Genomic DNA, 26,553 nt, shown 5'->3' on the forward strand with positions numbered 1-26,553 from the left:
CCCCCCGGGGGGGGGGGCCCCCCCCGGCCGGCGGGCGGCCTCGGCGGCCCTCCCGGCACGCACACGTCGACCCGCGCCCCGTTCCCGTGGCCGTCGCCCGCGACCGCCACGTGGCCGTGCAGCGGGCAGAGCGCGGCCACCAGCCCCGCTCCGGCGAAGTACTGCCAAGCCGTCACCGCGGTCCTCCCGATTCGGCAGCCGTATGAGGGTTACGGCTGAAGAAACGATCAAGGCCCGGCTTCGGACACGCGCCGGACAGGGGCGATATCCCTGTGCGAGCGCCCGCTCCGGCCCGCGCGGAGGACCGGCGCGCCCCACCGTCCGTCATGGAGCGGCGGGAGGGAGCGGGAGCGCGGCTGGGAGCGGCCCCTACGCGGGCCTGTCGGTGCGCGCGGCGGGCCGCGGCGCCGGGGCGGGGGCGGCGCCGGAAGCGTCACGAGCGCCGGAGCCGTCGACGGCCCCGGCGCCCCGGGCGGCTTCGGAGGCGAGGATGCGCAGGGCCGCCTCGGAGGGGGAGCCGGCCTCCGCCGTGTAGGTGACGAGGGTCTGGTCGGGGTCGTCCGGCAGGCTGAGGCTCTCGTAGTCGAGGGTGAACTCCCCGGCCAGCGGGTGGCGCAGGTGGTAGCCGCCGTGGGTCTTGCCCGCCACCTCCTGCGCCCGCCACAACGGGCCGAACTCCGGGCTGCGCTCGGTCAGTTCGGCGATCAGCGCGGCGGCGCGGGCGTCGTGCGGGTGGCGGGCGAGGTCGAACCGCAGGAAGGCGACGAGGTCGCGGGCCTTGGTCTCCCAGTTGACGAACCGGCCGCGCGTCACCGGGTCCAGGAAGACCAGCCAGGCCTTGTTGCGCCGCTGCGGCGGCAGGGCGGCGAAGTCCGTGACGAGGGCCGCGAACAGCGGGTTCCAGGCGAGGATGTCGGTCCGCCGGCCCAGGACGAAGGCGGGGGTCCCTGGCATGGACTCCAGCAGCCTGCGCAGGCCCGGCCGCACCAGCTGCTCCGCTTCGGCCGCGGCCCCGGCCGCCGGGACGGAGCCCGCGCGCCCGGCGTTGCGTACCAGCCGGGTCAGGTGGGCCGTCTCGACGGCGTCGAGCCGCAGGGCGGCGGCCACGGCTCCCACGACGGACTCGGAGGCGTTCTCGGCGCGGCCCTGTTCGAAGCGGGTGTAGTAGTCCGCGCTGACGCCCGCGAGCTGGGCCAGTTCCTCACGGCGCAGGCCCGGCACCCGGCGGCGGCCGCCGAAGACGGGCAGGCCCGCGTCCTCGGGGCGGATCCGCGCACGGCGGGAGCGCAGGAAGTCACCGAGTTCGCCCTTGGGGCCCGTCTGCTGCATGGTCCGCATCCTAAGGCCCGGCGCCCGGACGGCGGTCCCGGCGAACACGCTGGTCAACGGGCGGTCCCGGGGCCGGCCGCCGGGCACGGGCCGGTACCCTCCGGCGTCCCCGTGCGCTCCGCCCGCCCGCGGGGCGCCCGCCCGCCCGCGGGGCGCCCGTCCGGCCGCACGCGCGCACCGGCCGGCCCGTCCCCCGGGGAGCGTCCGCCGCCGACGGCGTGACGGCCCGTCGGAGGGACACCCCTAGGCTTGCCGCATGCCCCTCCCCCTCCCCTCCTCCCCCGCCCCGCCCGCGGCCGTGTGGCGGGCGCTGCGCCGGCCGGGGCGGTTCCTCGGGTCGTGGTGGCCCTGGCGGTGCTGGGCGTACCTCGCCGGCGGGTGCCCGCTCGGGTACGGGGTGCTGCTCGCGCTGGTGCTGCTCGTCGGGCTCGGGGTGGTGCTGGCGGTGGCCGGGATCGGGCTGCTGCTGCTGGCCGCGGCCCTGGCGGGCGCGGTGCCGCTCGGGGAGCTGGAGCGGCGCCTGCTACGGTGGGTGGAGCCGGAGCCGGTGGCGGACCCGCACACCTCGCTCGCCGGGGCCGGCCCGGCCGCCTGGCTGCGCACGCGGCTGCGCGAGCGGGCCACCTGGCGGGAGTTCGGGTACGCGGCCCTGCTGGCCACGGTGTTCGCGGCGGCCGGCTGCGGCGTGCTCCTGCTGCTGGCGTTCTCCCTGCTGCTGGTGGCGTCCCCGGTCATCGTGTGGGCCCTCGCCCCCGAACCGGTGATGCTCATACCCGGCGAGGCGGTGGCCGGCCCGCTGGAGGCCCTCGGCGGTACCGCCGCGGGGCTGGCCGGGCTGGTGCTGACCGCGTACGCGGGTGCGCTGATCGCCGCGGCGCAGGTGGGGACCGCCCGGCTGCTGCTGGGGCCGCGCGAGGAGGACGACCGGGTGCTGGAGCTGACCCGCTCGCGGGTCCGGCTGGTGGAGGCCTTCGAAGCCGAACGGCGCCGTATCGAACGGGACCTGCACGACGGCGCCCAGCAGCAGCTGGTGGCCCTCAGCATGACCCTGGGCCTGGCCGAACTGCGGCTGCGCGAGCACCCGGAGGCGGCCGGCGCCGCCGCGCTCGTGAGCCGGGGCCGGGAGGAGGCCCGCCTCGCCCTGGCCCAGCTGCGGGACCTGGTACGGGGGATCCATCCGCAGGTGCTGACCGACCACGGGCTGGCCGCGGCGGTGGCGGAGGTGGCGCTGCGCCATCCCGTACCGGTCACGGTGGACCTGGAGCTGCCCCGGCTGCCCGAACCGGTGGAGGTCACCGCGTACTTCACCGTCGCCGAGGCGCTGGCGAACGCCGCCAAGCACAGCGGCGCCTCGCGGGTCGGCGTCGCCGGTAGGGTCGAGGGCGACCGGCTCACCCTCACCATCACCGACGACGGCCGCGGCGGGGCCGATCCCGGCGCGGGGGCGGGCTTGGCGGGTCTCGCGGACAGGGTGGCGATGTTGCAGGGCAGGCTGACGGTGTCCAGTCCGGTGGGCGGGCCGACCGAGCTGAGGGTGGAGGTCCCGTGCTCCGGGTGATCCTGGCCGAGGACTCCGTGCTGTTGCGCGCCGGGCTCACGGAACTGCTGGCCCTCGGCGGCCACCGGGTCCTCGCCTCCGTCGCGGACGCCTCCGCCCTGCTGCGGGCCGTGGCGGCCGAGCGGCCCGACGTGGTCGTCACGGACGTGCGGATGCCGCCCGGGTTGCGGGACGAAGGGCTGCGGGCCGCGCTCGAACTGCGCTCCCGGGACCCGGAGCTGCCGGTCCTGGTGCTCTCGCAGTACGTGGCCACGGCGTACGCGACCCAGCTGTTCACCGGCGGCTCGGCGGCCGGGCTGGGCTACCTGCTCAAGGACCGGGTCGGGGAGGTGACGGAGTTCCTCGACGCGCTCCGGCGGGTCCACGAGGGCCAGACGGTCATCGATCCGGAGGTGGTCCGGGTGCTGCTCGCACCGCGGCCGGCGAACGAGCCGCTGGCCCGCCTCACCCCGCGCGAGCGGGAGGTGCTCGCGCTGATGTCGGAGGGGCTCAACAACCAGGCCTTGGCGGCGCGGCTGTTCATCACGGAGGCCTCCGTGGTCAAGCACGCGAGCAGCATCTTCGCGAAGCTGGACCTCGACCCGACGGTGGGCAACCGGCGGGTCCTGGCCGTCCTGGCCCACCTGCGCGGCGCCAGGGAGTCGGCGGAGTGACAAGGAGATGACCTGCGGCCGTTCTGTTCGGCCAGGTGATCGCCAGGGTCGCGGGGTGTCGAAGAGCGATGAGATCACACCGGTACAGCGGTTATCGATGAGATTGATCATGGTCGGCCATAGGGTGCCCCGTCAGTAGGTGTTGTTGAAGGCCGTGATGTCTGTACGGCTGGATGAACTGGACGGAAGCCCCGACCCTCATAACCGTCAGTGAAGTCCAGGCAGCGGACGGGGCAAGGCAGCGACAGTGCTGGTACAGGTGCAGTACGACTGCTTCGCACTTTTGGATGGGTAGGGAGGGCGACGCCTGGTGGGCGGCTTTGCGCGTGGAACGACTCCCATGTCGAACAAATGATGTTTTGTTCGCAAAGAGTCCGCTTCGCTAGGAAGAGGTACGCATGATCAGCACCGTCACGTCCGGGGCACTCGAGCAGCTGGAAGCGCTCGTCCAGGGGCTCAAGGAGGGCTCGGAGAGCAAGGTCAAGGAAGCCCTGGCAAGGGCCTGCCAGGAGCCCGCACCCGGCGGGCAGAAGATCGACATCGGGCAGCTCGTCAAGTCGGCGGCACCGAAGGAGGTAGCCGCTCTGCTCGATGGCGGCACGAAGGCGGCCGGCGGTGCCACAGGCGCCCTGGGCGACGCCACCAAGCCCCTCGGCGTATGGGAAGCGGAACTCCCGCAGATCGAGATGGCCTGGTATGACGGGCTTGTTTCGGCGGTCAACGCGATCGGAAACGCCCTCGGTGGGGGTGTGGGGACGGCGGGCAGGGCCGCCAGTGCCGCTAAGAACCTGGCCGAGAAGAACAAGCAGGGTTAGCGTCACCCGCAGGCGGTCGCGCTCTGCGAAGGCAGGAAGCGAGCGCGGGGGACCGACCCGGCCGAAAGCAACGGGCCATCCCGCCCGCCCAGGGGCCGGCCAGTCCTTCGCCTAGCAGCACGCCGCCCACCCGGCGCGGCCATCTCCCACGGCCCAGCCGGCGGAGGTAGCGCCGTCTTGGGGCGATCAGCCCCACCGTCAGGGTCTCCGGCGGGCGTGACCGCCCTCACAGCAGCACGCCCGCCGAGAGCCACACGGGGCCTGGCCGCCACCCAGTAGTCAACCGTGACGGTACAGGTGGTGGCCGCGTGCCGCCGGACCGGATCCGCTCGCCCTCCTGCCATGTGCCGGGCGGCGGATTCGGCGACGGCCGTGGCCCGCGAGAACGCAGAAAGGCGCCATGCCCCGCTCCTCCCCCACAGCAGCCACCCGCGATCATGTCGACCCCATCGTCCAGCGGTTGCTGCGCCACCGGATCCTCCACATCGGCACGACGATCAACAGTGACACCGCCGACCGCATCACCGCCCAGATGCTGCTTCTGGCCGCCGAAACCGACGCCCCCGTCACCCTCTACATCAACTCCCCAGGGGGATCGGTTCCTGCCGGCCTAGCGATCTACGACACCATGCACCACATCAGAAACGATGTGGTCACGATCGGCCTCGGCTACTGCGCCTCGATGGCCCAGTTCCTCCTTTCCGCTGGCACCTCCGGCAGGCGGTTCGCCCTGCCCAACACCAGACTGATGCTGCACCTGCCCTCCTTCGCTCCCTTCACCTTCACCGGTGACGCGGAAAACCAGCCCGAGGAACTGCGCTACACCCGACACCGCATCGCGGAACTCATCGCCCGGCACACCCACCGCCATCCGGACCAGGTAACCAAGGATTTCACCGACGACCGCTGGCTCACCCCCGAAGAAGCCAAGAACTACGGACTGATCGACGACGTCCTTGACACCCTGCCTCATACGCTCAAACGCCTCAACGCTGCCTCCGATCCAGCATTGACAGGCAGAGGCATGTCCAACGCCGGCCTCGGGGAACATCGGTACAGAGATTGACGCTGAGAACGATCACGGTCCGATCGCTGCGAGCGTGCTGACACGGTCAAGCGCAGGGTGTAGCCCTGGCCCCGCCGTACGGTTGCCCGCTCGGCGGGTTCCAGCTCGGCGGTGCGGAGGAAGTCGTGGTCGCGGGCGAGGGCGGTGATGGAGGTGTGGTCAGGTCCTCCATGCCGTCGCGGTACGCCTGGTGGATGGTGCCGCGCTTGCCGTGGCACACGTCCCGGGCGAGCTTGTGGCGGGACTCCTGCACGGTGAGCTGCCGATGGAGGACCCCGCCGACCCGGCGCACCTGCCGACCGAGCTGTCGCCGGCCTCGACGACTACCAGGTGGCGGCGCAGGCCCCGCCGGCCGGCTCCGGTCGGGCCACCCTCGGTCCCGAGACCGGGATGGTGCAGTCCTTCGCCGGGTACGGCCCGGTCATGGCGGTCTCACCGGGGCAGTGGTCCGACGGCCGCGTCGGCGACTTCCGGAAGCCGGTCGACGGGATGCAGCCGCCGCCGAGGGGCGTCACCGACCGGGTGATCCGGTACGAGGGCGCCCGCTGACCCGCCCCCGGGACCGCGCCACGACCCGGGAGGCGACCGGTCCGGCGGCCGGGGCGGCCGAACGCGCCCACACCGCCAGCAGCAGCGGCAGCGCCAGGTAGCCGAAGCGGCCCGCCGGCGCCAGCAGGAACGCCAGGGTCAGCCCCAGCGCGAGCCGGTCGGCCGCGGCCACCAGCGTGCGCGGCGGGCGCACCAGCAGCGAGGACGCCACCCCCAGCCCGCCCAGCAGCAGCAGGCCGGTCGTCAGGTACCACCCCCACGGCCCGAGTTGCGCCAGCAGGTGCCCCGGCAGGGGGCTGCTCGCCGGGGTCGGCACCTGCCCCCGCCCCGTCGGGAAGGCGAACACCTGCTGCCACAGCTGCGCCGGCTGGAGCAGCAGCGCCGGCAGCACCAGGGCGGTCGTGCCCAGCAGCGTCACCAGCGCGCAGCGCAGGGCCGCCCGCCCGCCGGCGCGGGCCGCGAGGAGGGCCGCCGCCACCGCCACCGCGGGCACCGCCGTCCACTTGAGGGCGCACGCCGCGGCCAGGGCCGCCCCGGACGCCGCCGGACGGCCGGACGCGGCCGCCGCGAGGGCCAGGCAGCACAGCCCCGCCAGCGGCAGGTCCACCCCGCTCACCGCCAGCGGGAGCGCCACGACCGGCGAAGCCACCAGCAGCGGGAGCAGCGGGGAGGGGGCGGCCCCGAGGAGGCGGCGGCCGGCCCACGTCGCGCCGAAGAAGGCGGCCGCGCACCACATCCGGGCGTCGCCCAGCAGCCGTACCGTCCAGTGGTGCCCGTCGGCGGAGCCGCCGCCGAGCAGGGCGCGGGGGACGCCGAGGAGGGCCGTCGCGGGGAGGTAGGGGGTGTACTCCCCGACTCCGGCGGGCTGGTCGACGTACGGCCTTCCGGTCTCGAGCAGGAGCCGCCCGGACCGTTCGATGACGCCGACCTCGGACTGCCCCCGTCCCGTCAGAACGAGGCACAGCAGCGGTAGGGCCACCGCCCCCAGCAGCGCGACGGCGAGCGCCCCCCGGCGCCGGCCGAGGGCGGTGGCCGCCGCGGCGGCGAGGTAGCCCGCGGCCGCGCACCAGCCCCACAGCCGGTGCGCGGGCTGCGAGGACAGCAGCGGGAAGGACAGGGCCCAGGCGGCGGCGAGCAGCCAGCCGGCGGTCCACCGGGCGGTGCGGGAAGGGGTCATGGGCCCATTCCAGCCGCGCGGCCCCGGCCGGGTCTGCACGTCCAGGCGGAGCCTTCGTGGTGGGGTTTTCCCTACCGGGGCGGCGGACGCGGACGCGCCGAAGGGCGCGGCCTCGGGGAGGTCGCGCCCTTCGGGAAGCGGCCGGCAGCCGCGGGCGGTCGGCTACCGCGGCGGTCAGGCCTCCGGCGAACCGCCGAAGCGCTCGCGGTAGGACTCCAGGTCCTCCTCGGTGATCCGCGCGAAGAGCACCGGCGGGACGGTGAAGGGCGTCCCGGCCGGGACCGCGTCCAGTGCCTTGGCCTGCTCCGGGGTCACCCAGGTCGCGGTGTCGCCGGCGAGGTCGAACGAGGAGCGCATGGCACGCGCGGAGGCCGGGATGAACGGCTCGGAGACCACCGAGTAGAGGTGGATGAGGTTCATCGCGGTGCGCAGCGTGAGCGCGGCGCCCTCCAGGTCGGTCTTGACCTCCAGCCAGGGGGCCTTCTCGTCCAGGTAGGAGTTGCCGGCCGACCACAGGGCGCGCAGCGCGGCCGCGGCCTTGCGGTACTGGAGGGTCTCCATGTGGCCCTCGTACTCGGCGAGCAGCTCGGCGATCTGCTCGCCCAGCTTGGCCTCGGCCTCGCCGGCGGGGCTGCCGGCGGGGACCTCGTCGCCGAACTTCTTGCGGGAGAAGGTCAGCACGCGGTTGACGAAGTTGCCGAGGGTGCCGCCGAGGTCCTTGTTGACGGTGGCGGCGAAGTGCTCCCACGTGAAGGACGAGTCGTCCGACTCGGGCGCGTTGGCGATCAGGAAGTAGCGCCAGAAGTCGGCCGGGAGGATCTCCAGCGCCTGGTCGGTGAAGACGCCGCGCTTCTGCGAGGTGGAGAACTTGCCGCCGTAGTACGTCAGCCAGTTGAAGGCCTTGACGTAGTCGACCATCTTCCACGGCTCGCGGGTGCCCAGCTCGGTGGCGGGGAACATCACCGTGTGGAACGGGACGTTGTCCTTGGCCATGAACTGGGTGTAGCGGACGTCCTCGGCCTCGTACCACCAGGTCCTGTGGTCGCGGTTCGCCGGGTCGGCGTCGGCCCACTCCTTGGTGGAGGCGATGTACTCGATCGGCGCGTCGAACCAGACGTAGAAGACCTTGCCGTCGGCGGCCAGCTCGGGCCAGGTGTCGGCCGGGACCGGGACGCCCCAGTCGAGGTCACGGGTGATCGCGCGGTCGTGCAGGCCCTCCGTCAGCCACTTGCGGGCGATGGAGGAGGCCAGCTGCGGCCACTCCTCCTCGTGCCGGGCGACCCAGGCCTCGACCTCGTGCTGGAGCTTGGACTGAAGGAGGAAGAGGTGCTTGGTCTCGCGGACCTCGAGCTCCGTGGAGCCCGAGATGGCCGAGCGGGGCTCGATCAGGTCCGTGGGGTCGAGGACGCGGGTGCAGTTCTCGCACTGGTCGCCGCGGGCCTTGTCGTAGCCGCAGTGCGGGCAGGTGCCCTCGACGTAGCGGTCCGGCAGGAAGCGGCCGTCGGCGGGCGAGTAGACCTGCCGGATCGCGCGCTCCTCGATGAAGCCGTTCTCCTGGAGCCGCCGCGCGAAGTGCTGGGTGATCTCCGCGTTCTGCGCCGAGGAGCTGCGGCCGAAGTAGTCGAAGGACAGCTCGAAGCCGTCGTAGACCGCCTTCTGGGCGTCGTGGGCCTGCGCGCAGAACTCGGAGACCGAGACGCCGGCCTCCTTGGCGGCGAGCTCGGCGGGGGTGCCGTGCTCGTCGGTGGCGCAGATGTACAGGACGTCGTGGCCGCGCTGGCGGAGGTACCGGGAGTACACATCCGCCGGAAGCATCGACCCGACCATGTTGCCCAGGTGCTTGATCCCGTTGATGTAGGGAAGCGCGCTGGTGATCAGGTGTCGAGCCATCCTCGGATGCTCCATTCGTTTCATTTGTTACGGATCTACGCGTGACAACGCGCGGTTCATCGTATCGAACCGCTCAAACGCCCCGCGTCGGCTTTTCCCGGGAGTCCCGGGGGGACGCAACGCAAAAGCGAGGACAGTGACCTCTGCGTCACGGCCCTCGCGCTCGGCCCATGCTACAGCCGGACGGCCGGGGCCCCGACCGGCGTCCGCACCCCGGACCGGGGCCCGGCATATGCGTTCGGGCTCGCGGCCCTCCCGTGTGATCGACATCAATCACGAACCGATCACCACCGGACGTAATCCCCTCATGTTGCTCCTCCTCCCCCTCAGGAGGCGTGCTCACTGCTCTCATGGACGCGCACAGGGGATGAGGTGGGGAACGGTGAACGATGGCGGACCGGAGGAGTCCGGCGGGGCCGTGGGACTGCCCAGCCGACGGCGGCAGCCGACGCCCATGAGTCGGTGGGACCCGACCGCGCGCCTGTCGTACTGGGCGTTCCACGCGAACCGGCGGCCCGCGTACATGCGTTTCGCGTACCTCCAGCTCGGCTCCGACGGGGCCGCCGAGGACGCGGTGGACGCCACCTTCGACTCGATCATGAACGAGTGGCTCCGCATGCTCCACATGGACCGCCTGGACGCGTATGCCTGGACCGTGCTCAAGCAGCGGATCGTCGACTGGCAGCAGCGCCGCGATCCGCGCCTGCGCAGCCCGGAGCCGATGGACACCACCGCCTTCGAGGCGGCCCTCAAAGAGGCGCACGCCGATCAGTACGAGGTGCTGACCGACACCATCCGCTTCTATTCGGCCGTTTCCCGCCTCGCCGAACGGCAGCGGGACACCGTGCTGCTGCGCTACGGGCTCCAGTGCTCCCCCGGCGAGGCCGCCGCCGTGATGGGCGTCGACGAGGCCACCGTCCGCTCGCAGCTCGGCCAGGCCCACCGGCGCCTCGCGCGGCTGCTCGACGCGTCCGCCGAATCATGAGGGCCGGCGAGGACCCCGGCTCCGGCGGCGGCCGCGTACCGTTCCCGCGCTCCCTGGCGGAGTTCCTGGCCCGGGCCGGCGTGCGCGACCGCTACCGGCACTACGACCTGGGCGCGGCCGAGGCCCGCCTGCTGCGCGCCCCGCGCGCTCCGGGCGTCCCCGCGGCCGGCTCCGCCCGCGGCCGGCGCCGGCCCTTCGGCTGGAGCGACCCCGCCCGGGACCGCCCGCTGGAGTCGGAGCGGGCCCGCCGGGACCTCAAGGCCGCCTGCCTGGCCGTGGTCGGGGACCCGCGCGCCCGGGCCGACCTCGAGCGGTTCGTGGAGGACCACCACAGCGACCTGCCGGGGGCGGTGGTCTTCGGCTGCCTCCTGCACCTGGCCGGGCTGCGCGAGGGGTCCCGCTTCTGGTGGCAGTTCGCCGCCGGTTCCGGCAGCCCCCGCACCGCGGTGGCCGGGTACTGCCTCTTCCTGGACCACTCCCGGCGCGGGGAGCACCACGACGCCCGCTTCTGGGCGCGGGAGCTGGGCCTGCGGGGCTTCCGGCCCGGCGGCCGCCGCGAGCTGCGCGAGGTCCGGCTGTGCGCCCAGGCGGCCGTCCTGCGGTACGTCGACCAGTGCGACGACCCCGATCTGGGCCCGGTACCGCTGCCCGGGCCGGGGCTGCCCGCGGTGGTGGCCGCCTTCCTGCCGCCGTCCGCGCCGCGGCCCGCGCGGCCGGGCCCGGGGACGGGCCCGCTGCGCCACCCCGCGCTGACGTCGGCCGCGCGGGGGACGGCCGCCCGGGCCGACACCGGCGGGGCCCTCGCCCAGGCGCGGCGGGCGCTGGCCGTCGTACGGGTCCTGGAGCGCCATCCGCTCGGGGTGCGGGCCGCCCAGCTCGCCCGGCAGTCGGGCCTGGCCGGGGCGGAGCTGCGCCCGCTGCTGTCGATGCTGCGCGAGGAGGAGTACGCGTACTGCCCCGCCGCGGGGGTGTACGCGCCCGGCCCGGCCCTGGACCGGCTCGCGGCACCGGGCGGCACCGGACTGGCCGGCCAGCTCCAGCGCACCCTGGCGCTGGCCCGGGACAGCGCGGGCGCCGCCGTGTACCTCAGCCGGTACGCGGACGGCGAGGTCCGGATCACCCAGATGGCGGACGGCCCGGGGGCCCCGCCGGTGCGGGAGTGGGTGGACTTCCGGGCGGCCGCGCACGCCAGCGCGGTCGGCAAGTGCCTGCTGACCCAGCTCGACCACGACGGCCGGGCCGACCACGTGGCCCGCCACCGCCCGACCAGGCTCACCGCGCGGACCATCACCGACAGCCGGGCCCTGTTCAGCGCCCTGGACGCGGTGGCACCGGGCGCCCCCGTCTTCGACCTGCGCGAGTACTCCCCCGGGGTCGTCTGCTCGGCGGTGCCCATCGCGGCGGGCGACGCCGCCGGGAGCCTCGCGCTCTCCCTGCCGGCCGCGCACGCCGACCGGCTGCACTCGGCGACCGAGGCCCTGCGCCGCAAGGCGGTCCCGGTGCTGCTGGCGCTGCTGCTGTCCGGGGCCATCCCGCCGGACGCCCCGCCGCAGGCGCCGGCCCCGGCGCCCGCCGCGACCCCGGAGACCCTGCGCCGGCTGGGCCGGCTCTTCCGCACCCCGCTGACCCGCTTCGCGGCGTCCGCCACCGGCCCGCACCTGGTCAGCGACTCCGCGTCGGGGGCGGCGTACCTGTTCGACGCCCATCCGGACGGCGACGGGCCGCGCCTCGCGCTCCCGCAGACCCTGGGCCCCCTCGCGCCGGGCAGCCTCCCGGCCCCGGACGGCCTGGTGGTGCTGGGCACCTGACGGCCCGCGGGGTCCCCGGGCCCGGCCGCCGTGGGTCAGCCGACCGGGACGAAGGAGTCCAGGGCCGCGTCGAAGTGGCCCCTGGCCTGGGTGAGGCGGCCGACGGGGGCCGACACCCAGACGTCGTACATCCGGCCGTTCTGGTCCCAGCACAGGTCGAAGGTGTGCCGGGGGCCTTCGGCGGCGGTGAAGCCGTTCCAGGTGAACTCCCAGAGGGCGGCGGGCAGCCCGTCGTGCGTCGTCGGGACGATCGAGCTGTCGCGGTAGCCCGGGTTGTTGGAGGGGCCGTTCTCGTCGGACTGGCGCATCGCGGCGAGCGGCCCGCCCGGCGGCGCGGCCGTGACCTTGATGCCGATCCGGATCGCGCCGTCCGCGGAGACGTAGAAGACCCGCTGGTCGTCGGTGGTGCGCCGGTAGCCCTGGGGTACGGCGAGGCCGAAGCCGTCGGGGTCGGCGACGAACCGGTACCCGGCGGGTGCGGGCTTGCCGGACACCGGGTGCGCGGGCGCCACGGGGGCCGGGGCGGTCACCGTGGTGGTCGCCGTCGCCGTGGCGCCGCCGGAGGGCGGGGCCGCCGGGGACTGCGGGGCGGACGTGCTCGGGCCGGGGGAAGGCCCGGTGCTCCGGCCGCCCTGGGCGGACACCTGTCCCCCGCCCCCCGTCCGCTCCGGGAGCAGGGCGGTGGCGGCGACGGCGCCGACGACGGCCGCCACGGCCAGCGCGGCGACCAGCTCGGCGCGCAGGCGCGTGCGGGACCCGGGCCCCCGCGCCGTCCCGGCGGCGGCGGTGACGTGCTCGGTGGGCGAGTACCCGGCCGGGGCGGGGGGCGTCGGCGCGGGTCCCGCCGGCCGGGTCGGGCCGGGGGCCCGGTCGACGAGGGGCAGGCTGCCGGTGGTCACGTACGCGGACAGCAGCCGCTGGGCCTGCGCCACGCCCAGCCGGCGTCCGGGGTCGCGTTCCAGCAGGCCCCGGATGAGCGGGGTCAGCGGGCCGGCCTGCACCGGCGGGCGGATCTCGTCGTAGACGACGGCATGCAGCACCCCGCCGAGCGAATCCCGGTGGAAGGGCGACTCGCCGGTCAGCGCGGCGCACAGCAGGGCGCCCAGGGACCACAGGTCGGAGGCGGGGCCGGCGGTGGCTCCCTGCATCCGCTCGGGGGAGGTGTACTCGGGCGAGCCGACGAACGCGCCGGTCTCGCTGATGGTGGTGGAGCCCGCGAGGCGGGCGATGCCGAAGTCGGTGAGCACCACCCGGCCGGTGCCCGCCTCCATGAGGACGTTGGCGGGCTTGACGTCCCGGTGGAGCACCCCGCGGTCGTGTGCCGCGCTCAGGGCGCCGAGCAGCGCCAGCCCGACGCGGGCGGTCTCGCCCGCGTCGAGGGGACCGTCGGCGCCGAGGCGGTCGGCCAGCGAACCGCCCTCGACGAGTTCCATCACGATGTACGGGCGGCCGTCGTCCTCGACGACGTCGTGCACGACGACCACGTGCGGGTGCTTGATCTGGGCGACCGTGCGCGCCTCGCGCAGGGCTCCCGTGGCCTCCCTGCCCTCGCCGACGTGGAGTTCCTTGACGGCGACCGCGCGCCCCAGGAGTTCGTCGGCGGCCTGCCAGACGGTCCCCATGCCGCCCCTGCCCAGCCGTTTCCCCAGGCGGTACCGCCCGGCGATCACGACGTCGTTGCGCGGTTCGTCCTGCGACACGCTGCCCCCCTCGACCCGGTCACGCCCATGATGCCGCACCGGCGCAGCCGGCTCCCCGCTTCTGCGGCGACCTCACCCGGGCCCCGCCCCGGAACCGGCCCGGCTTCCCCCGGAACGCAAAAGAACCCCACCGGAGTGGGGTTCTTTCTCTGTGTCCGAGGGGGGACTTGAACCCCCACGCCCGATAAAGGGCACTAGCACCTCAAGCTAGCGCGTCTGCCATTCCGCCACCCGGACAGGTGGTCGGCCCCGGTTTCCCGCGGCGACATGGACAACCATAGCAAAGGTTCGACGGGCTTCCGACCACATATCCGGGCGGCCGCCGGTCCGCCACGCCGCGCTGACCTGCGGGCATGCCGGGAGGTGGGCGGCGGGCCGGGCCGGCTCGGGCCGCCCGCGACCGGCTCGGGGCGCGGCCGCGGGCAGCGGCCGCTCGGCGGTCACGGGCAGCTGATGACCTGGCCGGCGTACGAGAGGTTGCCGCCGAAGCCGAAGAGCAGGACCGGGGCGCCGGAGGGGATCTCGCCGCGCTCGACGAGCTTGGACAGGGCCATGGGGATGCTCGCGGCGGAAGTGTTGCCGGAGTCCACGACGTCGCGGGCGACGACGGCGTTGACGGCACCGATCCTGGCGGCGAGCGGCTCGATGATCCGCAGGTTCGCCTGGTGCAGCACGACGCCGGCCAGTTCCTCGGGGGTCACGCCGGCCTTCTCGCAGACCTTGCGGGCGAGCGGCGGGAGCTGGCTGGTGGTCCAGCGGTAGACGGACTGGCCCTCCTGCGCGAAGACGGGGGGCGTGCCCTCGATCCGCACCGCGTGGCCCATCTCCGGGACGGAGCCCCACAGGACGGGGCCGATGCCCGGCTCCGCGCAGGCCTCGACGACGGCCGCGCCCGCGCCGTCACCGGTGAGCACGCAGGTGGTGCGGTCCGTCCAGTCGGTGATCTCGGTCATCTTGTCGGCGCCGATGACCAGGGCCCGGGTGGCGGAGCCGGCCCGGATGGCGTGGTCGGCGGTGGCCAGGGCGTGGGTGAAGCCCGAGCAGACGACGTTGATGTCCATCACGGCGGGGGCCCCGCCCATGCCCAGCTTGGCGGCGACGCGGGCGGCCATGTTGGGGGAACGGTCGATGGCGGTGGAGGTGGCCACCAGGACGAGGTCGATGTCGTCGGGGCTCAGCCCGGCGTGCGCGAGGGCCTTGCCGGCGGCCTGGTAGGCGAGCTCGTCCACGGGCTCGTCGGGGCCCGCGACGTGCCGGGTGCGGATGCCGACCCGGGAGCGGATCCACTCGTCGTTCGTCTCGACCATGGCCGCGAGGTCCTCGTTGGTGAGCACTTTCGCGGGCTGGTAGTGCCCTAGCGCCACCACGCGTGAACCGGTCATGGGCGGGGTCCCCCTCTGTACAGCAGGCAGTCGGTTCACCCAGCTTTGCCTGCTACCGACGGGTACGGGTGCGCGTGACCCGACAGGATTCCTCCACTGGAATTTGGAGCATTCCGAGCAACTTCCTGCGGGGAAGGCGCTCGCCCGCGGATCCGGGAGAATGTCCTCGTCAGGTGGGTACGAGGACGGAACAGGCGGGCTGATCGCGATGGGACGGGTCACCGAGCGGCGCCGTGTCGTACGCATCCGGGGAGGGGCGGCCGGGGTCCGGCCGGACACCCTGGTCGCGGAGGAGCCGCTGGAGATACGGCTGAACGGCAAGCCGCTGGCCATCACGATGCGCACGCCGGGGGACGACTTCGCGCTGGCGGCGGGCTTCCTGGTCAGCGAGGGCGTGATCGCGCGCACGTCGGACGTCCAGGCCGTGACCTACTGCGAGGGCGCCGCCGAGGACGGCTCCAACACCTACAACGTGGTCAACGTCCAGCTGGCGCCCTCGGTGCCGCTTCCGGACATCACGCTGGAGCGGAACGTCTACACCACCTCCTCCTGCGGGCTGTGCGGCAAGGCCAGCCTGGACGCGGTCCGTACGGCGACCCGTTTCCCGGGGCTCGCCGCCGATCCGGTACGGATCCCCGCGGAGCTCCTCGCCGAGCTGCCGGGCCGGCTGCGGGCGGCGCAGAAGGTCTTCGACCGCACGGGCGGCCTGCACGCGGCCGGGCTGTTCTCGGCGGAGGGCGAGCTGCTCGACGTACGGGAGGACGTGGGGCGGCACAACGCCGTGGACAAGATCGTCGGCCGGGCGCTCCAGGCGGGGCGGCTGCCGCTGGCCGGGGCGGTGCTGCTGGTGTCGGGGCGGGCGTCGTTCGAGCTGGCGCAGAAGGCGGTCATGGCAGGGATCCCGGTGCTGGCTGCGGTCTCGGCGCCGTCCTCGCTGGCGGTGGACCTGGCCCTGGAATCGGGGCTGACCCTGGTGGGCTTCCTGCGGGGCCCGGACATGAACGTGTACGCGGGCGAGGAGCGGATCCTCCTGCCCGCCGGGGGGTAGGGACCAGCCCGGGCCGCCTCCGGGCGGATGCGGTCGGCCGGTGCGGCCGTCTCCGGGCGCCCGGACCTGTCGCCGGCCGCCCGTCAGGGCCCGTCGGCGCGCGGTCGCCCCTTCCGACGTCCGGCCCACCGGACTCAGCGGCGCCGGCCCCGGCGGGGGGTGGCGGCCGGCTTCGGGTCCGGGGGGTCGATGCGGTGGAGGTCGAGGGTGGCGGGGAGCGGGGTGGCGCCCGGGCCGCCGGCCGCGGCCCAGGCGATGATCTCGTCCGTCGCGGTGTCGTCCAGCGCCCAGCCGAACCAGACGGCCCGGGCGCCCCTGCGGCGGGCCTCGGTGGTGGGCTGGACGACGATCACGTTGGCCTGCGCGCAGGGCCCGAGGCAGTCGCTCGTACGGACCGCGAGGCGCCCCTCGGACGCGGCCGCGGCCTCCCGCAGCCGGGTCAGCTGCCCGGCGTGGTCGGAGCCGGGGTTCTTGCGGGGGTCCCCGCAGCAGCAGCCGCGGCAGACCACGAGGGTGCAGGGGCGCGGGGCGGTGGCGGCGAGCGGGCGTATCCAGGTCACCGCCGCACGTTACCGGCCCTGCGCGGCGGGGGGTTGGGCCGGGGGCGAGACCTCCGCCACACGCCCGGCGGCGAGTTGGTCCGGCAGGACCGCCTCGGGGTCCCGGGCGCGGCGGCGGGCCAGGACCGCGCAGACCATCAGCTGCATCTGGTGGAAGAGCATCAGCGGCAGCACCGCCAGGGAGGCCTGGGCTCCGAACAGGACGCTGGCCATGGGCAGTCCGGCGGCGAGGCTCTTCTTCGACCCGGCGAACTGGATGGCGATGCGGTCCTCGCGGCTGAAGCCGAGCCGGGCGGACCCGTACCAGGTGGCGAGGAGCATGACGGCGAGGAGTACGGCCTCCACCGCCATCAGGGCGCCCAGGCGCGGGAGGCTGACCCGGTGCCAGACCCCGGCGGCCATGCCCGCGCTGAAGGCGGTGTAGACGACGAGCAGGATCGAGCCCCGGTCGACGTAGCCGAGCACCTTCTTGTTGCGGACCAGGAAACCGCCGACCCAGCGGCGCAGGCCCTGGCCGAGGAGGAAGGGCAGCAGCAGCTGGAGGACGATCTTCAGGAGGGAGTGGGGGGAGAAGCCGCCGGCGTCGCTGCCGAGGAGGGCGGCGGCGAGCAGGGGGGTGAGGAGGATGCCGGCGAGGGAGGAGAAGGAGCCGGCGCAGATCGCGGCGGGCACGTTGCCCCGGGCGATCGAGGTGAAGGCGATGGAGGACTGGATGGTCGAGGGGACCAGGCAGAGGAAGAGCAGGCCGCCGTAGAGGGGCTGGGTGAGCAGCCCGGGCACGAGGAGGCGGGCCGCCAGGCCCAGCAGGGGGAAGAGGACGAAGGTGCAGGCGAGCACGGTGAGGTGGAGCCGCCAGTGGCGCAGGCCGTCGAGGGCCTCGCGGGTGGAGAGCCGGGCCCCGTAGAGGAAGAAGAGCAGGGCCACGGCGGCGGTCGAGGCACCGCCGGCGACGGTGGCGCCGGCGCCCCGGGCGGGGAGCAGCGCGGCGATTCCCACGGTGGCGAGGAGGGCCAGTACGTAGGGGTCCAGGGGCAGCCGGGCGGGGAGGCGGGGGCGTCGCATGGATGTGCTCGCTTGCTGTCGTGCGGGGGAAGGGGCGTACGACTCATCGTCCCCGGGCGGCGGTCATCGGGAAACACGCTCACCGCACTGACTGTCATCACGGAACACAATAGGCTGGAGGGCATGTACGACCCGGTCCAGCTGCGCACGTTCCTCACGGTGGCCCAGACGCTCAGCTTCACGCAGGCGGCGGCCCGGCTCGGGGTGCGGCAGTCCACCGTCAGCCAGCACGTGCGGCGGCTGGAGGAGGCCACGGGCCGCCCGCTGTTCGTCCGGGACACGCACAGCGTCGGCCTGACGGAGGACGGCGAGGCGCTGCTGGGCTTCGCGCGGACCATCCTGGAGGCGCACGAGCGGGCCGCGGCCTTCTTCGCCGGGACCCGGCTGCGGGGGCGGCTGCGGTTCGGGGCCTCGGAGGACTTCGTGCTGACCCGGCTGCCGGAGATCCTGGAGGGGTTCCGGCACGAGCACCCCGAGGTGGACCTGGAGCTGTCGGTGGAGCTGTCGGGGACGCTGCACGAGCGGCTGGACGCGGGGCGCCTCGACCTGGTGCTGGCCAAGCGGCGCGGGCCGGGGGACGAGCGGGGCCGGCTGGTGTGGCGGGACCGGATGGTGTGGATCGGCGCGGAGGGGCTGCGGGTGGATCCGGAGCGTCCGGTGCCGTTGATCGTCTTCCCGCCGCCGGGGATCACCCGGGCGCGGGCCCTGGAGGTGCTGGAGCGGAACGGGCGGCCCTGGCGGATCGCCTGTACGAGCGGCAGCCTCAGCGGTCTGATCGCGGCGGCCCGTGCCGGGCTCGGGGTGATGGCGCACACCCGGGGGCTGATCCCGCCCGGGCTGGTCCGGGTGGGCGGGCTGCCGGAGCTGGGTCCGGTGGAGTTCGCGCTGCTCCAGGGGCGGCGTCCGGCGCCGGCCGCGGAGGCGCTGGCGGCGGCGGTCCTGGCGGGCGGCGACCGGCTGAGCCGGCCCGCGTAGTCATCGGGGGCGGGCGGGGCGGGGACGGCCAGTACAGTCTCCGGCATGTACACGTCAGAGCGCACGCACGCCGAAGTGCGCCGGTGTCGGTGGGCCCCGGGCGCCGCGGTGTTCGCGCCTGCGGCGGGTCCGGTCCGGCAACGCCCTTCCCGACGGGAGGGTGACCGGCGCCGACCGGTCCCGGCGCGCTGCGCCGCAGGTGGCGGGGCTCGCGGGGGCGGGGGGATCTTGTGGAGGTTTTCGCGGGGGTGCCGGGCAGGGGTACGGGTGAGGTAGCGTCGCGCCGCACCGCACGCAGAGGAGCGGAACTTGCGTGAGTTCACCGTGCCACCCGTGGTCGCAGGCGCGCCGGCCGGAGGCCTGGCCGACACCGTCTTCCAGCGCGCCGGGCAGGACCCGGACCATGTGGCGCTCGGGCGCAGGACGGGGGGCGTCTGGCGGGACGTGACCGCCCGCGAGCTGGCCGGGGAGGTGCTCGCGCTCGCCAAGGGACTGCTGGCGCAGGGGGTCCGCTTCGGGGACCGGGTCGCCGTGATGGCGCGCACCCGCTACGAGTGGACGCTGTTCGACTTCGCGCTGTGGGCGATCGGGGCGCAGCCCGTGCCCGTCTACCCGACGTCCTCGGCGGAGCAGGTGCACTGGATCCTGCACGATTCCGCCTGCACCGGCTGCGTGGTGGAGGACGAGGACCAGGCGATGACGGTCGGTTCGGTGATCGAACGGCTGCCGGGGCTGCGGCTGCTGTGGCAGCTGGACGCGGGGGCCGTCCAGGAGCTGGTGGCGGCCGGGCGGGGGGTGGACGAGGACGTGGTGCACCGCCACCGCCGGGCCGTGACCCCCGACGCGGTGGCGACCGTCATCTACACCTCGGGGACCACGGGCCGGCCCAAGGGGTGCGTGCTCACCCACGCCCACTTCATGTACGAGGCCGACACCCTGGCGGCCCGGTGGGAGCCGGTCTTCCGGGCGGGGCCGGGCGGGCAGCCGTCGACGCTGCTGTTCCTGCCGCTGGCGCACGTGTTCGGGCGGATGGTGGAGGTGGCCGCCGTCCGGGCCGGGGTCAAGCTCGGGCACCAGCCGGCGGTCGCCGCCGCCGAGCTGCTGCCGGACCTCGCCGCCTTCAAGCCGACCTTCGTGCTGGGCGTCCCGTACGTCTTCGAGAAGATCTTCGCGGCCGCCCGCCGCACGGCGGAGGCGGAGGGGCGCAGGGGCCCCTTCGACCGGGCGGTGGAGACGGCCGTGCGGTACGCGGAGGCGCGCGAGCAGAAGGCGTTCGGGACCGGGCCGGGGCCCTCGGCGGCGCTGCGGATGGAGCACCAGGTCTTCGAGAGGCTGGTGTACGGGAAGGTGCGCGAAGCCCTGGGCGGCCGGGTCCGGTACGCGATGTCGGGCGGGTCGGCGATGTCGCGGCGGCTCGGGCTGTTCTTCGACGGGGCCGGGATCACCGTGTTCGAGGGGTACGGGCTGACGGAGTCCTGCGCGGCCGCCACCGCGAATCCGCCGGGGGCGGTCAAGTACGGGACGGTGGGGCCGCCGATCCCGGGCAGCACGGTCCACATCGCGGACGACGGGGAGGTGTGGCTGCACGGGGCCCACGTCTTCTCCGGGTACCTCGGGGATCCGGGGGGCACGGAGGAGGTGCTGCGCGGGGGCTGGCTGGCGACCGGGGACCTGGGCCGGCTGGACGCGGACGGGTACCTGACCATCACGGGGCGCAAGAAGGAGATCCTGGTGACCTCCAACGGCAAGAGCGTGGCCCCGACGGCGCTGGAGGAGCGGGTGCGTTCGCATCCGCTGGTGTCGCAGTGCGTACTGGTGGGCAACGACCGGCCGTTCATCGCCGCCCTGGTGACCCTGGACATGGAGGGGGTCGCGCACTGGCTGTCCATGCGCAAGCTGCCGCAGCGGACGGCCGATCAGGTGGTGGGCGATCCGGATCTGACGGCGGAGGTGCGGCGGGCGGTGGTGGCCGCGAACACCCTCGTCTCGCAGGCGGAGGGGATCCGCGCCTTCCGGGTGCTGGCCGAGCAGTTCACGGAGGAGCGCGGGCTGCTGACGCCCTCGCTGAAGCTGAAGCGGCGGGCCATCGAGAAGCTGTACGCGCGGGAGGTCGCGGACCTGTACCCGGCGTAGTGCGCCCGCCCCTGCCTGGCGCCGCGCGCGGAGCGGAGGGGTGGCGGGAATAGGGTGGGCGGGGGGCCGGTTGCCGGTCCCCGTACGCCGTGGTGCGGCGCGGCCGCACCGCCACCGACCCGAGGGAACGACCGACGTGAACCAGGTGCCCGCCGTCCGGCTCAACAACGGCACGTCCATGCCCCAGCTCGGCTACGGAGTCTGGCAGGTGCCGGACTCCGAGGCGCAGAAGGCCGTCGCGACCGCGCTGGAGGCCGGCTACCGCAGCGTCGACACGGCGGCGGCGTACGGGAACGAGCGGGGCACCGGCAAGGCGCTGGCCGCCTCGGGGATCCCGCGCGACGAACTGTTCGTCACCACCAAGCTGTGGAACAGCGCGAAGCACCGGTGGGGCCGGGACGAGGTGCTGCGCGCCTTCGACGACTCGCTCGGCAAGCTCCGCCTCGACCACCTCGACCTGTACCTGATCCACTGGCCGCGTCCGATGCGCGACGACTTCGTGACCATCTGGAAGACCTTCGAGGAGATCGCGGCGAGCGGCCGGGCCCGCGCGGTCGGCGTGTCGAACTTCCGTCCCGAGGACCTGGAGCGGCTGCGCGCGGAGAGCCCGCTGGTGCCGGCGGTGAACCAGATCGAGCTGCACCCGCTGTTCCCGCAGGCGGAGCTGCGCGCCCTGCACGCCTCCCTGGGCATCGCCACCGAGGCCTGGTCGCCGCTCGGCCAGGGCGGGGAGCTGCTCGCTCTCCCGGCGGTGGCGTCGGTCGCCGCCAGGCACGGCCGCAGCGCCGCGCAGGTGGTGCTGCGCTGGCACCTCCAGCTGGGCAACATCGTGATCCCGAAGTCGGTGACCCCGTCCCGCATCCGCGAGAACATCGACGTCTTCGGCTTCGAGCTGGACGCCGAAGACCTGGCGGCCCTCGGCGCACTGGGCGCGGGCGGGCAACGGCTCGGGCCGGACCCGGCCGTCTTCGACAACTGAGGGCCCGCATGGAAGCGAGGGACGGAACCTACCGGATCCGCAACGTCGACAGCGGGCTGGTGCTCCAGCTGGAGGGCGCCTCCCGGGTGCGGGTCGGCCCCGACGGGCCGCCCGCCCCGGCGGCCGCCCGGCGGTGGCGGATCTCCCCGGTGCACAGCGGCGGCGGGGTCTTCCACCTGGTGAGCGAGGACAACGGCCGGCGCCTGGACGTGGCGAACGCCTCGACGGAGAGCGGCGCGCGGGTGCAGGTGTGGCGGGCCAACGCCTTCGGCGCGCAGGAGTGGCTCGTGGAGGAGCACCTGGACGCTCCGGGGGTGGTGTCCCTGGTGGCGTGCATCAGCGGGCTGCTGCTGGAGGCCGACGGCGAGGGCCGGGCCCGGCAGGGCGAGGACACCGACTCGCCCTCCCAGTGGTGGCGGCTGGAACCCGCCTGAGCCGCCCCGCAGGTCAGTTCGCCCCGTGCGCCGGGGCCAGGGCCTCGACGCGTTCGGCGAGGTCGAAGTCCTTCGCGGTGACGACACCGCCGGCGTCGTGGCTGTTCACGCGGAGGCGGACGGTGTCGTAGCCCAGGGTGAGCTCCGAGTGGTGGTTCAGCTCGTCCTGGACGGCAGCGATGTGGGCCACCAGGGCGCTCGCCGCCCGGTGGGTGCCCACCCGGTACGTGCGCTCGATCCGGTCGTCCTCGAAGGCCCAGCCGGGGAGTTCCCGGAGCCGGTCCTCGATCTCCTTCTGCGAAAGCGGGTCGCTCGGCATCCGCTGTCTCCCTTGCCCGTCGCCTCGTGATGTGCAGTCAGTTTTCCACGGCGCGCACCGTGGTGAACCTTTCCCGCCATAGTGCGCCCGAGTGCTTCCCGGCGATGGCCGCCCGCCCTATGCTCCTGCGCCGGAACGGGTGTTACCACCGGTAACAAGGAGGCGCGGCATGGCCGGCACGCGGGGTACGGGCAGTTCGAGGCGGACGTTCATCGCGGGTGCGGCGGCCGCTGCGGGCGCCCTCCCCGCCCTGGAGGCCGTCACGGCCCCGGCCGCGGCGGCGGCCGGAGCGCCGGCGCCGCAGGGGCGGGCGGTAGCCGTGCTCGGCGGCGGGGTGGCCGGACTGACGGCCGCGCACGAGCTCGCCGAACGCGGCTACGCCGTCACGGTGTACGAGCGCCGGGCGCTCGGCGGCAAGGCCCGCAGCATGGACGTACCCGGCAGCGCCCGGGGCGGCCGCAGACCCCTGCCGGCCGAGCACGGGTTCCGCTTCATCCCGGGCATCTACCACAACCTGCCGGACACCATGCGGCGCATCCCCTTCCCCGGCAACGCGCACGGCGTGTGGGACAACCTCGTGGCCCCGCCCGAGATGATGTTCGCCCGGGCGGCCGGCCGGGAGGACCTGCGGGCGCCCATCCCCTGGCCCGGCCACTCCCCCGCCGAGCTGACGCCCGAGGAGCTGCGCCGCGCCCTGACCGGCATCCTGGAGTCCCTGGTCCGCCTCCCGGCGCACGAGACGGCGTACTTCGTCAACCGAGTGCTGGTCTTCCTCACCAGCTGCGACGAGCGCCGCGACGAGGTGTGGGAGCACACCCCCTGGTGGGAGTTCACCCGCGCCGCGCGGATGTCGGCCGAGTACCAGCGCATCCTGGCCGTGGGCATCACCCGCAACATCGTCGCCACCAAGGCCGAGGAGGCCTCGACGCGCACCGTCGGCACCCTCGGAGAGGCCTTCGTCTGCAACGCCCTCGGCCGCGGCGCGGACGGCCCGCCGGACCGGATCCTGAACCTGCCGACGAACGAGGCGTGGATCGACCCCTGGGAGCGCCACCTGCGCTCCCTCGGCGTGGAGTTCCGGATCGGCTGGACGGTCCAGGAGGTGCGGTACGGCGACGGCCGCGTGAGCGGGGTCGCGGTCCTGGACCCGGACGGGACCCGGCGGACCGTCACCGCCGACCACTACGTCAGCGCCCTGCCCGTGGAGCACGCCCGCCGCACCTGGAGCCCGGCGCTGCGGGCCGCCGACCCCATGCTCGGGCGCTGCGACCGGCTGCGGACGGACTGGATGACCGGCATCCAGTTCTACCTGACCGAGCGCGCCCCCCTGGTGCACGGCCACCTCAACTGCATCGACTCGCCCTGGTCGTTGACGGCCATCCAGCAGGCCGGCCACTGGCCGGCCCGCGACTTCCCGGCCGACTACGGCGACGGCACGGTCGTGGACTGCCTGTCGGTGGACGTCTCGGAGTGGGACAAGCCCGGGATCCTGTACGGGAAGACGGCCAAGCAGTGCACCCGGGAGGAGGTGGCGCGCGAGGTGTGGGCGCAGCTGAAGGCCTCCCTCAACGACACCGGGAAGGTCCTGCTGGCCGACCGCACCCTGCACTCGTGGTTCCTGGACCCCGGCGTGGACGGCCTGGGCACCCCGGAGCCCACCAACCAGGACGAGCTCCTGATCCACCCGACCGGCACCTTCCACGACCGGCCGAGCGCGGCCACCCGTATCCCGAACTTCTTCCTCAGCGGGGACTACGTGGCCGTCGACATCGACCTGGCGACGATGGAGGGCGCCAACGCCTCGGCCCGTGCGGCGGTCAACGCCCTGCTGGAGCGCGACGGTTCGACGGCGGCGCGGTGCGCGGTCATCCCCCGCTACCGGCCGCCGGAGCTGGAGCCCGCCCGGCGGCACGACCTGTGGCGCCACCGCCTCGGTCTGCGGAACGTCTTCGACCTCGGCTGATCGGGGCGGGGCCGCTCGGCTACCGTCGGGGCCATGACCACCAGGACCTCCACGACGCCCACGGTCGGCTCCCTGCTGCGGACCTGGCGGGAGCGGCGCGGGATCAGCCAGCTGGAGCTGGCGGGGCGCGCCGACTCCTCGTCCCGCCACATCAGCTTCATCGAGACCGGGCGGTCCCGGCCGAGCGAGGAGATGGTGCTGCGGCTCGCCGACCGGCTCGACGTGCCGGTGCGGGAGCGCAACGCGCTGCTGCTGGCGGCGGGTTACGCCCCGCACTACGCGCACACCCCGCTCGACGACCCGGCCATGGAGACGCTGCGCGAGGGCATCCAACGGCTGCTGACCGGCTACGAGCCCTACCCGGCGCTGGTCGTCGACGCCGTGTACGACGTCGTCGCCGCCAACCGGGGCATCGCGATGCTGCTGGACGGGCTGCCGGAGCACCTGCTGGCCCCGCCGCTGAACGCGATGCGCATCACCCTGCACCCCGAGGGCCTGGCCCCGAGGATCCGCAACCTCGCGGAGTGGCGCGGGCACCTGCTGGCGCAGATGGAGCGGCAGATCGCGCTGGCCCGCTCCGCGCCGCTGCGGGCGCTGTACGAGGAGGTGTCCGCCTATCCGGTGCCGGAGCGCCCCGGCGACGGCGAACCGGCGGAGCCGGTCCCGTACATCGCGCTCCCGCTGGTGATCGAGCACGAGGGCCAGGTGCTCTCCTTCGTGTCCTCGATCGCCACCTTCAACACGCCCATGGACGTGACCGTCGCGGAGCTGGCCGTCGAGACCCTGCTGCCGGCCGACCCGGCGACGGTGAAGTACCTGCGCTCACTGGGCCCCTGAGCCGGCCGCGCGCAGCGCCAGCTGCTGGGAGAGCGCGAAGGAGGCGACGGTGAGGGCCTGTGCCGGGATCCACACCGCGCCCGCCGCGGTCGGCTGGAACCAGGCGGCGAGCGAGACCAGGCTGAGGGCGGCCCAGACGTAGTTGGCCTCGACGACGAACCTCACCGGGAAGACCGGCGGACGCCGGCGTGAGGCAAGGAGGCCGACGCCGGCTCCGAAGGCCGTCAGGAACAGGCCGAGTGCGAGGAGGGTGGTCTGGCCGATGCCGAGCAGCCGGCCGAGCGGGGCGGAGAAGGCCGCGTACGCGAGGCCGTTGCCGGTGGTGACCACCGCGTCGAGGGCGAGGAAGCGGCGCAGCGCGGTCTGCGGGTCGGTGGTGCGGGCGATGCTGACGAGCAGGGTCGCGGACATGGCGGATCAGCCTCCAGGAGGGTCGTACGGGCTGGTGGGGCGGGTTCCGGAGCCGAGTGCGCGGCCCCGGAACCCGATGCCCCCACTGTGCCGCCCGGCCGGCGGCGTGGTCGATTACCTCCGGGGTCATGGCGGTGTCCGGGCCGGTCCGGGGCAGGCTTCGGTGGCGGGGAGTGCGGGGATGCGGTGGTTGGGGGCGGGGCCGGCGGCTAGGCTTCACCGCACCGAGCCACCGGCCCGAACGCCTTGTCGGCATACGGACATCGTCACGGTGCGAGCCGCCGCCGCCCGGCCCGACCCCGCCGCCGGGCCGTGACCACCGCCGAGGGGGAAGCGCCATGAGGACCACACGGACCATGCGGAAGCTCGGCGCCGAGCTGCTGGCGGACGCCCGGCTCACGCCCCCGGCCGGGGCCGCCGAGATCATCGGGGGCCTGTGCGCGGCCTTCGGGCGCCGCCGCGGCGGCCGGAGGGTGGACTTCCGCTTCGCCCCGTTCCCGCCGGAGACCGCCAGCGGGCTGTGGCTCCAGCTGGAAGACCGCGACCTGGTCGTCGTCGAGGCCCGTACCCGGCCCGAGCACCAGCTGGTCATCGCCGGCCACGAGCTGTGGCACGTCGCGGAGGGCTCCTGCGGCGGCCACGGCCCCGGCCCCGGCATGGCCGTGGCCGCACGGCTGACGGGGCCCCGCGGCGGCCTCGCCGACCTGCTACGCCGGGACGGCGAACTGGAAGCGGTGGTCCGGTGGGCGGCCGCCCGGGCCGACCGCGAAGACCCGGCCGAGATCCGGGCCGAGACCTTCGGCCTGCACCTCGGCAAGATCCTCAAGGCCTTCCTGCCCCCACCCCGGCAGGAGTCCGTCCCGGAGGAGATCGAGCGGATCAAGTCCTCGCTCGGCTGGAGCCGTTGAGCGCGTCCCACC

24 protein-coding genes, 1 tRNA gene and 1 pseudogene are annotated in these 26,553 nt (G+C 74.5%); 15 read left to right on the top strand and 11 right to left on the bottom strand.

Going from position 1 to position 26,553, the window contains the following annotated elements; genetic code table 11:
• Positions 1 to 369 precede the first annotated feature (369 nt).
• A complete protein-coding gene (locus AB0D45_RS29470; RefSeq protein WP_362464568.1) occupies positions 370 to 1,329 on the bottom strand; it encodes a helix-turn-helix transcriptional regulator in 960 nt (319 codons plus the stop codon).
• 256 nt (positions 1,330 to 1,585) lie between these two features.
• Between AB0D45_RS29470 and AB0D45_RS29475 the strand changes: the two genes are divergently transcribed.
• From AB0D45_RS29475 to AB0D45_RS29490, 4 genes are all read left to right on the top strand, one after another.
• Complete coding sequence (locus AB0D45_RS29475; RefSeq protein ID WP_362464570.1) at positions 1,586 to 2,887, top strand: sensor domain-containing protein; 1,302 nt, start codon at positions 1,586 to 1,588, stop codon at positions 2,885 to 2,887.
• Positions 2,875 to 3,540: a response regulator transcription factor gene (locus tag AB0D45_RS29480; protein WP_362464573.1), complete on the top strand. Its 666-nt coding sequence runs from the start codon at positions 2,875 to 2,877 to the stop codon at positions 3,538 to 3,540. Before AB0D45_RS29475 ends, AB0D45_RS29480 begins: the two co-directional genes overlap by 13 nt.
• Positions 3,541 to 3,938: 398 nt before the next feature.
• Entirely contained in the window at positions 3,939 to 4,355 is a 417-nt protein-coding gene (locus AB0D45_RS29485; RefSeq protein ID WP_362464576.1) for a hypothetical protein, read from the top strand.
• Positions 4,356 to 4,755: 400 nt separating this feature from the next.
• A complete protein-coding gene (locus tag AB0D45_RS29490) occupies positions 4,756 to 5,421 on the top strand; it encodes an ATP-dependent Clp protease proteolytic subunit (RefSeq protein ID WP_362464578.1) in 666 nt (221 codons plus the stop codon).
• 46 nt (positions 5,422 to 5,467) lie between these two features.
• Here AB0D45_RS29490 and AB0D45_RS29495 read toward each other — a convergent pair whose 3' ends face one another.
• A complete protein-coding gene (locus AB0D45_RS29495) occupies positions 5,468 to 5,713 on the bottom strand; it encodes a Tn3 family transposase (RefSeq protein WP_362464581.1) in 246 nt (81 codons plus the stop codon).
• 38 nt (positions 5,714 to 5,751) lie between these two features.
• Here AB0D45_RS29495 and AB0D45_RS29500 point away from each other — a divergent pair, with 38 nt between their 5' ends.
• Positions 5,752 to 5,970 (top strand): hypothetical protein, encoded by a 219-nt coding sequence (locus tag AB0D45_RS29500; RefSeq protein ID WP_362464584.1) that lies wholly within the window; start codon positions 5,752 to 5,754, stop codon positions 5,968 to 5,970.
• Here AB0D45_RS29500 and AB0D45_RS29505 read toward each other — a convergent pair.
• Both AB0D45_RS29505 and metG read right to left on the bottom strand, forming a co-directional pair.
• Positions 5,933 to 7,147 carry a glycosyltransferase 87 family protein gene (locus AB0D45_RS29505; protein ID WP_362464587.1) on the bottom strand — a complete coding sequence of 405 codons (1,215 nt, stop codon included), beginning with the start codon at positions 7,145 to 7,147 and terminating at the stop codon, positions 5,933 to 5,935. The two genes, AB0D45_RS29500 and AB0D45_RS29505, sit on opposite strands and share 38 nt — an antisense overlap.
• A gap of 174 nt (positions 7,148 to 7,321) precedes the next feature.
• The gene (gene metG, locus AB0D45_RS29510; protein WP_362464590.1) at positions 7,322 to 9,037 is read right to left on the bottom strand and encodes a methionine--tRNA ligase; all 1,716 of its coding nucleotides are present in this window, start codon (positions 9,035 to 9,037) and stop codon (positions 7,322 to 7,324) included.
• A gap of 382 nt (positions 9,038 to 9,419) precedes the next feature.
• On the opposite strand from metG, the gene AB0D45_RS29515 reads away from it, so the two are divergent.
• Positions 9,420 to 10,022 carry a sigma-70 family RNA polymerase sigma factor gene (locus AB0D45_RS29515; RefSeq protein ID WP_361609624.1) on the top strand — a complete coding sequence of 201 codons (603 nt, stop codon included), beginning with the start codon at positions 9,420 to 9,422 and terminating at the stop codon, positions 10,020 to 10,022.
• Positions 10,023 to 10,843: 821 nt separating this feature from the next.
• Positions 10,844 to 11,542: pseudogene (locus AB0D45_RS29520) on the top strand (IclR family transcriptional regulator C-terminal domain-containing protein); the annotation flags it as partial.
• 323 nt (positions 11,543 to 11,865) lie between these two features.
• Here the strand turns inward: AB0D45_RS29520 and AB0D45_RS29525 are convergent.
• The 3 genes from AB0D45_RS29525 to AB0D45_RS29535 all read right to left on the bottom strand — a co-directional run bounded on the left by AB0D45_RS29525 (position 11,866) and on the right by AB0D45_RS29535 (position 14,912).
• Positions 11,866 to 13,530, bottom strand: a complete 1,665-nt coding sequence (locus tag AB0D45_RS29525; RefSeq protein ID WP_362464593.1) for a serine/threonine-protein kinase — start codon at positions 13,528 to 13,530, stop codon at positions 11,866 to 11,868.
• A gap of 152 nt (positions 13,531 to 13,682) precedes the next feature.
• A tRNA-Leu gene (locus tag AB0D45_RS29530) sits at positions 13,683 to 13,767 on the bottom strand.
• A gap of 203 nt (positions 13,768 to 13,970) precedes the next feature.
• Entirely contained in the window at positions 13,971 to 14,912 is a 942-nt protein-coding gene (locus AB0D45_RS29535) for a beta-ketoacyl-ACP synthase III (RefSeq protein ID WP_362464596.1), read from the bottom strand.
• Between the two features lie 208 nt (positions 14,913 to 15,120).
• Between AB0D45_RS29535 and fdhD the strand changes: the two genes are divergently transcribed.
• Complete coding sequence (gene fdhD / locus AB0D45_RS29540) at positions 15,121 to 15,960, top strand: formate dehydrogenase accessory sulfurtransferase FdhD (RefSeq protein ID WP_362464633.1); 840 nt, start codon at positions 15,121 to 15,123, stop codon at positions 15,958 to 15,960.
• Between the two features lie 134 nt (positions 15,961 to 16,094).
• Here the strand turns inward: fdhD and AB0D45_RS29545 are convergent, their stop codons facing one another.
• Positions 16,095 to 16,520 (bottom strand): (2Fe-2S) ferredoxin domain-containing protein, encoded by a 426-nt coding sequence (locus AB0D45_RS29545; protein ID WP_362464599.1) that lies wholly within the window; start codon positions 16,518 to 16,520, stop codon positions 16,095 to 16,097.
• Between the two features lie 9 nt (positions 16,521 to 16,529).
• Positions 16,530 to 17,582, bottom strand: a complete 1,053-nt coding sequence (locus AB0D45_RS29550) for a bile acid:sodium symporter family protein (protein WP_362464602.1) — start codon at positions 17,580 to 17,582, stop codon at positions 16,530 to 16,532.
• Positions 17,583 to 17,705: 123 nt separating this feature from the next.
• Between AB0D45_RS29550 and AB0D45_RS29555 the strand changes: the two genes are divergently transcribed.
• From AB0D45_RS29555 to AB0D45_RS29570, 4 genes are all read left to right on the top strand, one after another.
• Positions 17,706 to 18,557 (top strand): LysR substrate-binding domain-containing protein, encoded by an 852-nt coding sequence (locus tag AB0D45_RS29555; RefSeq protein WP_362464605.1) that lies wholly within the window; start codon positions 17,706 to 17,708, stop codon positions 18,555 to 18,557.
• 309 nt (positions 18,558 to 18,866) lie between these two features.
• On the top strand, positions 18,867 to 20,690 hold the full coding sequence (locus AB0D45_RS29560; protein WP_362464608.1) for an AMP-binding protein: 1,824 nt from the start codon (positions 18,867 to 18,869) through the stop codon (positions 20,688 to 20,690).
• A gap of 136 nt (positions 20,691 to 20,826) precedes the next feature.
• Positions 20,827 to 21,669, top strand: a complete 843-nt coding sequence (locus AB0D45_RS29565) for an aldo/keto reductase (protein ID WP_362464611.1) — start codon at positions 20,827 to 20,829, stop codon at positions 21,667 to 21,669.
• A gap of 8 nt (positions 21,670 to 21,677) precedes the next feature.
• Positions 21,678 to 22,103, top strand: coding sequence for an RICIN domain-containing protein (locus AB0D45_RS29570; protein ID WP_361609866.1), 426 nt, complete (start codon positions 21,678 to 21,680; stop codon positions 22,101 to 22,103).
• 13 nt (positions 22,104 to 22,116) lie between these two features.
• On the opposite strand, the gene AB0D45_RS29575 is transcribed toward AB0D45_RS29570, so the two are convergent.
• Complete coding sequence (locus AB0D45_RS29575) at positions 22,117 to 22,422, bottom strand: 4a-hydroxytetrahydrobiopterin dehydratase (RefSeq protein ID WP_362464614.1); 306 nt, start codon at positions 22,420 to 22,422, stop codon at positions 22,117 to 22,119.
• Between the two features lie 169 nt (positions 22,423 to 22,591).
• Between AB0D45_RS29575 and AB0D45_RS29580 the strand changes: the two genes are divergently transcribed.
• Together AB0D45_RS29580 and AB0D45_RS29585 are read left to right on the top strand one after the other, a co-directional pair.
• Positions 22,592 to 24,385: an FAD-dependent oxidoreductase gene (locus tag AB0D45_RS29580; protein ID WP_362464617.1), complete on the top strand. Its 1,794-nt coding sequence runs from the start codon at positions 22,592 to 22,594 to the stop codon at positions 24,383 to 24,385.
• Between the two features lie 33 nt (positions 24,386 to 24,418).
• A complete protein-coding gene (locus tag AB0D45_RS29585; RefSeq protein WP_362464620.1) occupies positions 24,419 to 25,222 on the top strand; it encodes a helix-turn-helix transcriptional regulator in 804 nt (267 codons plus the stop codon).
• Here AB0D45_RS29585 and AB0D45_RS29590 read toward each other — a convergent pair.
• A complete protein-coding gene (locus tag AB0D45_RS29590) occupies positions 25,208 to 25,633 on the bottom strand; it encodes a hypothetical protein (RefSeq protein WP_362464623.1) in 426 nt (141 codons plus the stop codon). The genes AB0D45_RS29585 and AB0D45_RS29590 overlap by 15 nt on opposite strands.
• A 338-nt stretch (positions 25,634 to 25,971) precedes the next feature.
• Here AB0D45_RS29590 and AB0D45_RS29595 point away from each other — a divergent pair, with 338 nt between their 5' ends.
• Positions 25,972 to 26,541 carry a toxin-antitoxin system, toxin component gene (locus tag AB0D45_RS29595; RefSeq protein WP_362464626.1) on the top strand — a complete coding sequence of 190 codons (570 nt, stop codon included), beginning with the start codon at positions 25,972 to 25,974 and terminating at the stop codon, positions 26,539 to 26,541.
• The last annotated feature ends 12 nt before the right edge of the window (positions 26,542 to 26,553 follow it).

It is taken from the genome of Streptomyces sp. NPDC048352 (assembly GCF_040651895.1).
GTDB lineage: Bacteria > Actinomycetota > Actinomycetes > Streptomycetales > Streptomycetaceae > Streptomyces.

Excerpts from the sequence above, each read along its gene's own strand:
- AB0D45_RS29470 (WP_362464568.1), bottom strand. The coding sequence starts at position 1,329 with ATGCAGCAGACGGGCCCCAAGGGCGAACTCGGTGACTTCCTGCGCTCC.
- AB0D45_RS29475 (WP_362464570.1), top strand. The coding sequence starts at position 1,586 with ATGCCCCTCCCCCTCCCCTCCTCCCCCGCCCCGCCCGCGGCCGTGTGG.
- AB0D45_RS29485 (WP_362464576.1), top strand. The coding sequence starts at position 3,939 with ATGATCAGCACCGTCACGTCCGGGGCACTCGAGCAGCTGGAAGCGCTC.
- AB0D45_RS29490 (WP_362464578.1), top strand. The coding sequence starts at position 4,756 with ATGCCCCGCTCCTCCCCCACAGCAGCCACCCGCGATCATGTCGACCCC.
- AB0D45_RS29505 (WP_362464587.1), bottom strand. The coding sequence starts at position 7,147 with ATGACCCCTTCCCGCACCGCCCGGTGGACCGCCGGCTGGCTGCTCGCC.
- metG (WP_362464590.1), bottom strand. The coding sequence starts at position 9,037 with ATGGCTCGACACCTGATCACCAGCGCGCTTCCCTACATCAACGGGATC.
- AB0D45_RS29535 (WP_362464596.1), bottom strand. The coding sequence starts at position 14,912 with ATGACCGGTTCACGCGTGGTGGCGCTAGGGCACTACCAGCCCGCGAAA.
- fdhD (WP_362464633.1), top strand. The coding sequence starts at position 15,121 with ATGGGACGGGTCACCGAGCGGCGCCGTGTCGTACGCATCCGGGGAGGG.
- AB0D45_RS29550 (WP_362464602.1), bottom strand. The coding sequence starts at position 17,582 with ATGCGACGCCCCCGCCTCCCCGCCCGGCTGCCCCTGGACCCCTACGTA.
- AB0D45_RS29555 (WP_362464605.1), top strand. The coding sequence starts at position 17,706 with ATGTACGACCCGGTCCAGCTGCGCACGTTCCTCACGGTGGCCCAGACG.
- AB0D45_RS29570 (WP_361609866.1), top strand. The coding sequence starts at position 21,678 with ATGGAAGCGAGGGACGGAACCTACCGGATCCGCAACGTCGACAGCGGG.
- AB0D45_RS29575 (WP_362464614.1), bottom strand. The coding sequence starts at position 22,422 with ATGCCGAGCGACCCGCTTTCGCAGAAGGAGATCGAGGACCGGCTCCGG.
- AB0D45_RS29580 (WP_362464617.1), top strand. The coding sequence starts at position 22,592 with ATGGCCGGCACGCGGGGTACGGGCAGTTCGAGGCGGACGTTCATCGCG.
- AB0D45_RS29585 (WP_362464620.1), top strand. The coding sequence starts at position 24,419 with ATGACCACCAGGACCTCCACGACGCCCACGGTCGGCTCCCTGCTGCGG.
- AB0D45_RS29590 (WP_362464623.1), bottom strand. The coding sequence starts at position 25,633 with ATGTCCGCGACCCTGCTCGTCAGCATCGCCCGCACCACCGACCCGCAG.
- AB0D45_RS29595 (WP_362464626.1), top strand. The coding sequence starts at position 25,972 with ATGAGGACCACACGGACCATGCGGAAGCTCGGCGCCGAGCTGCTGGCG.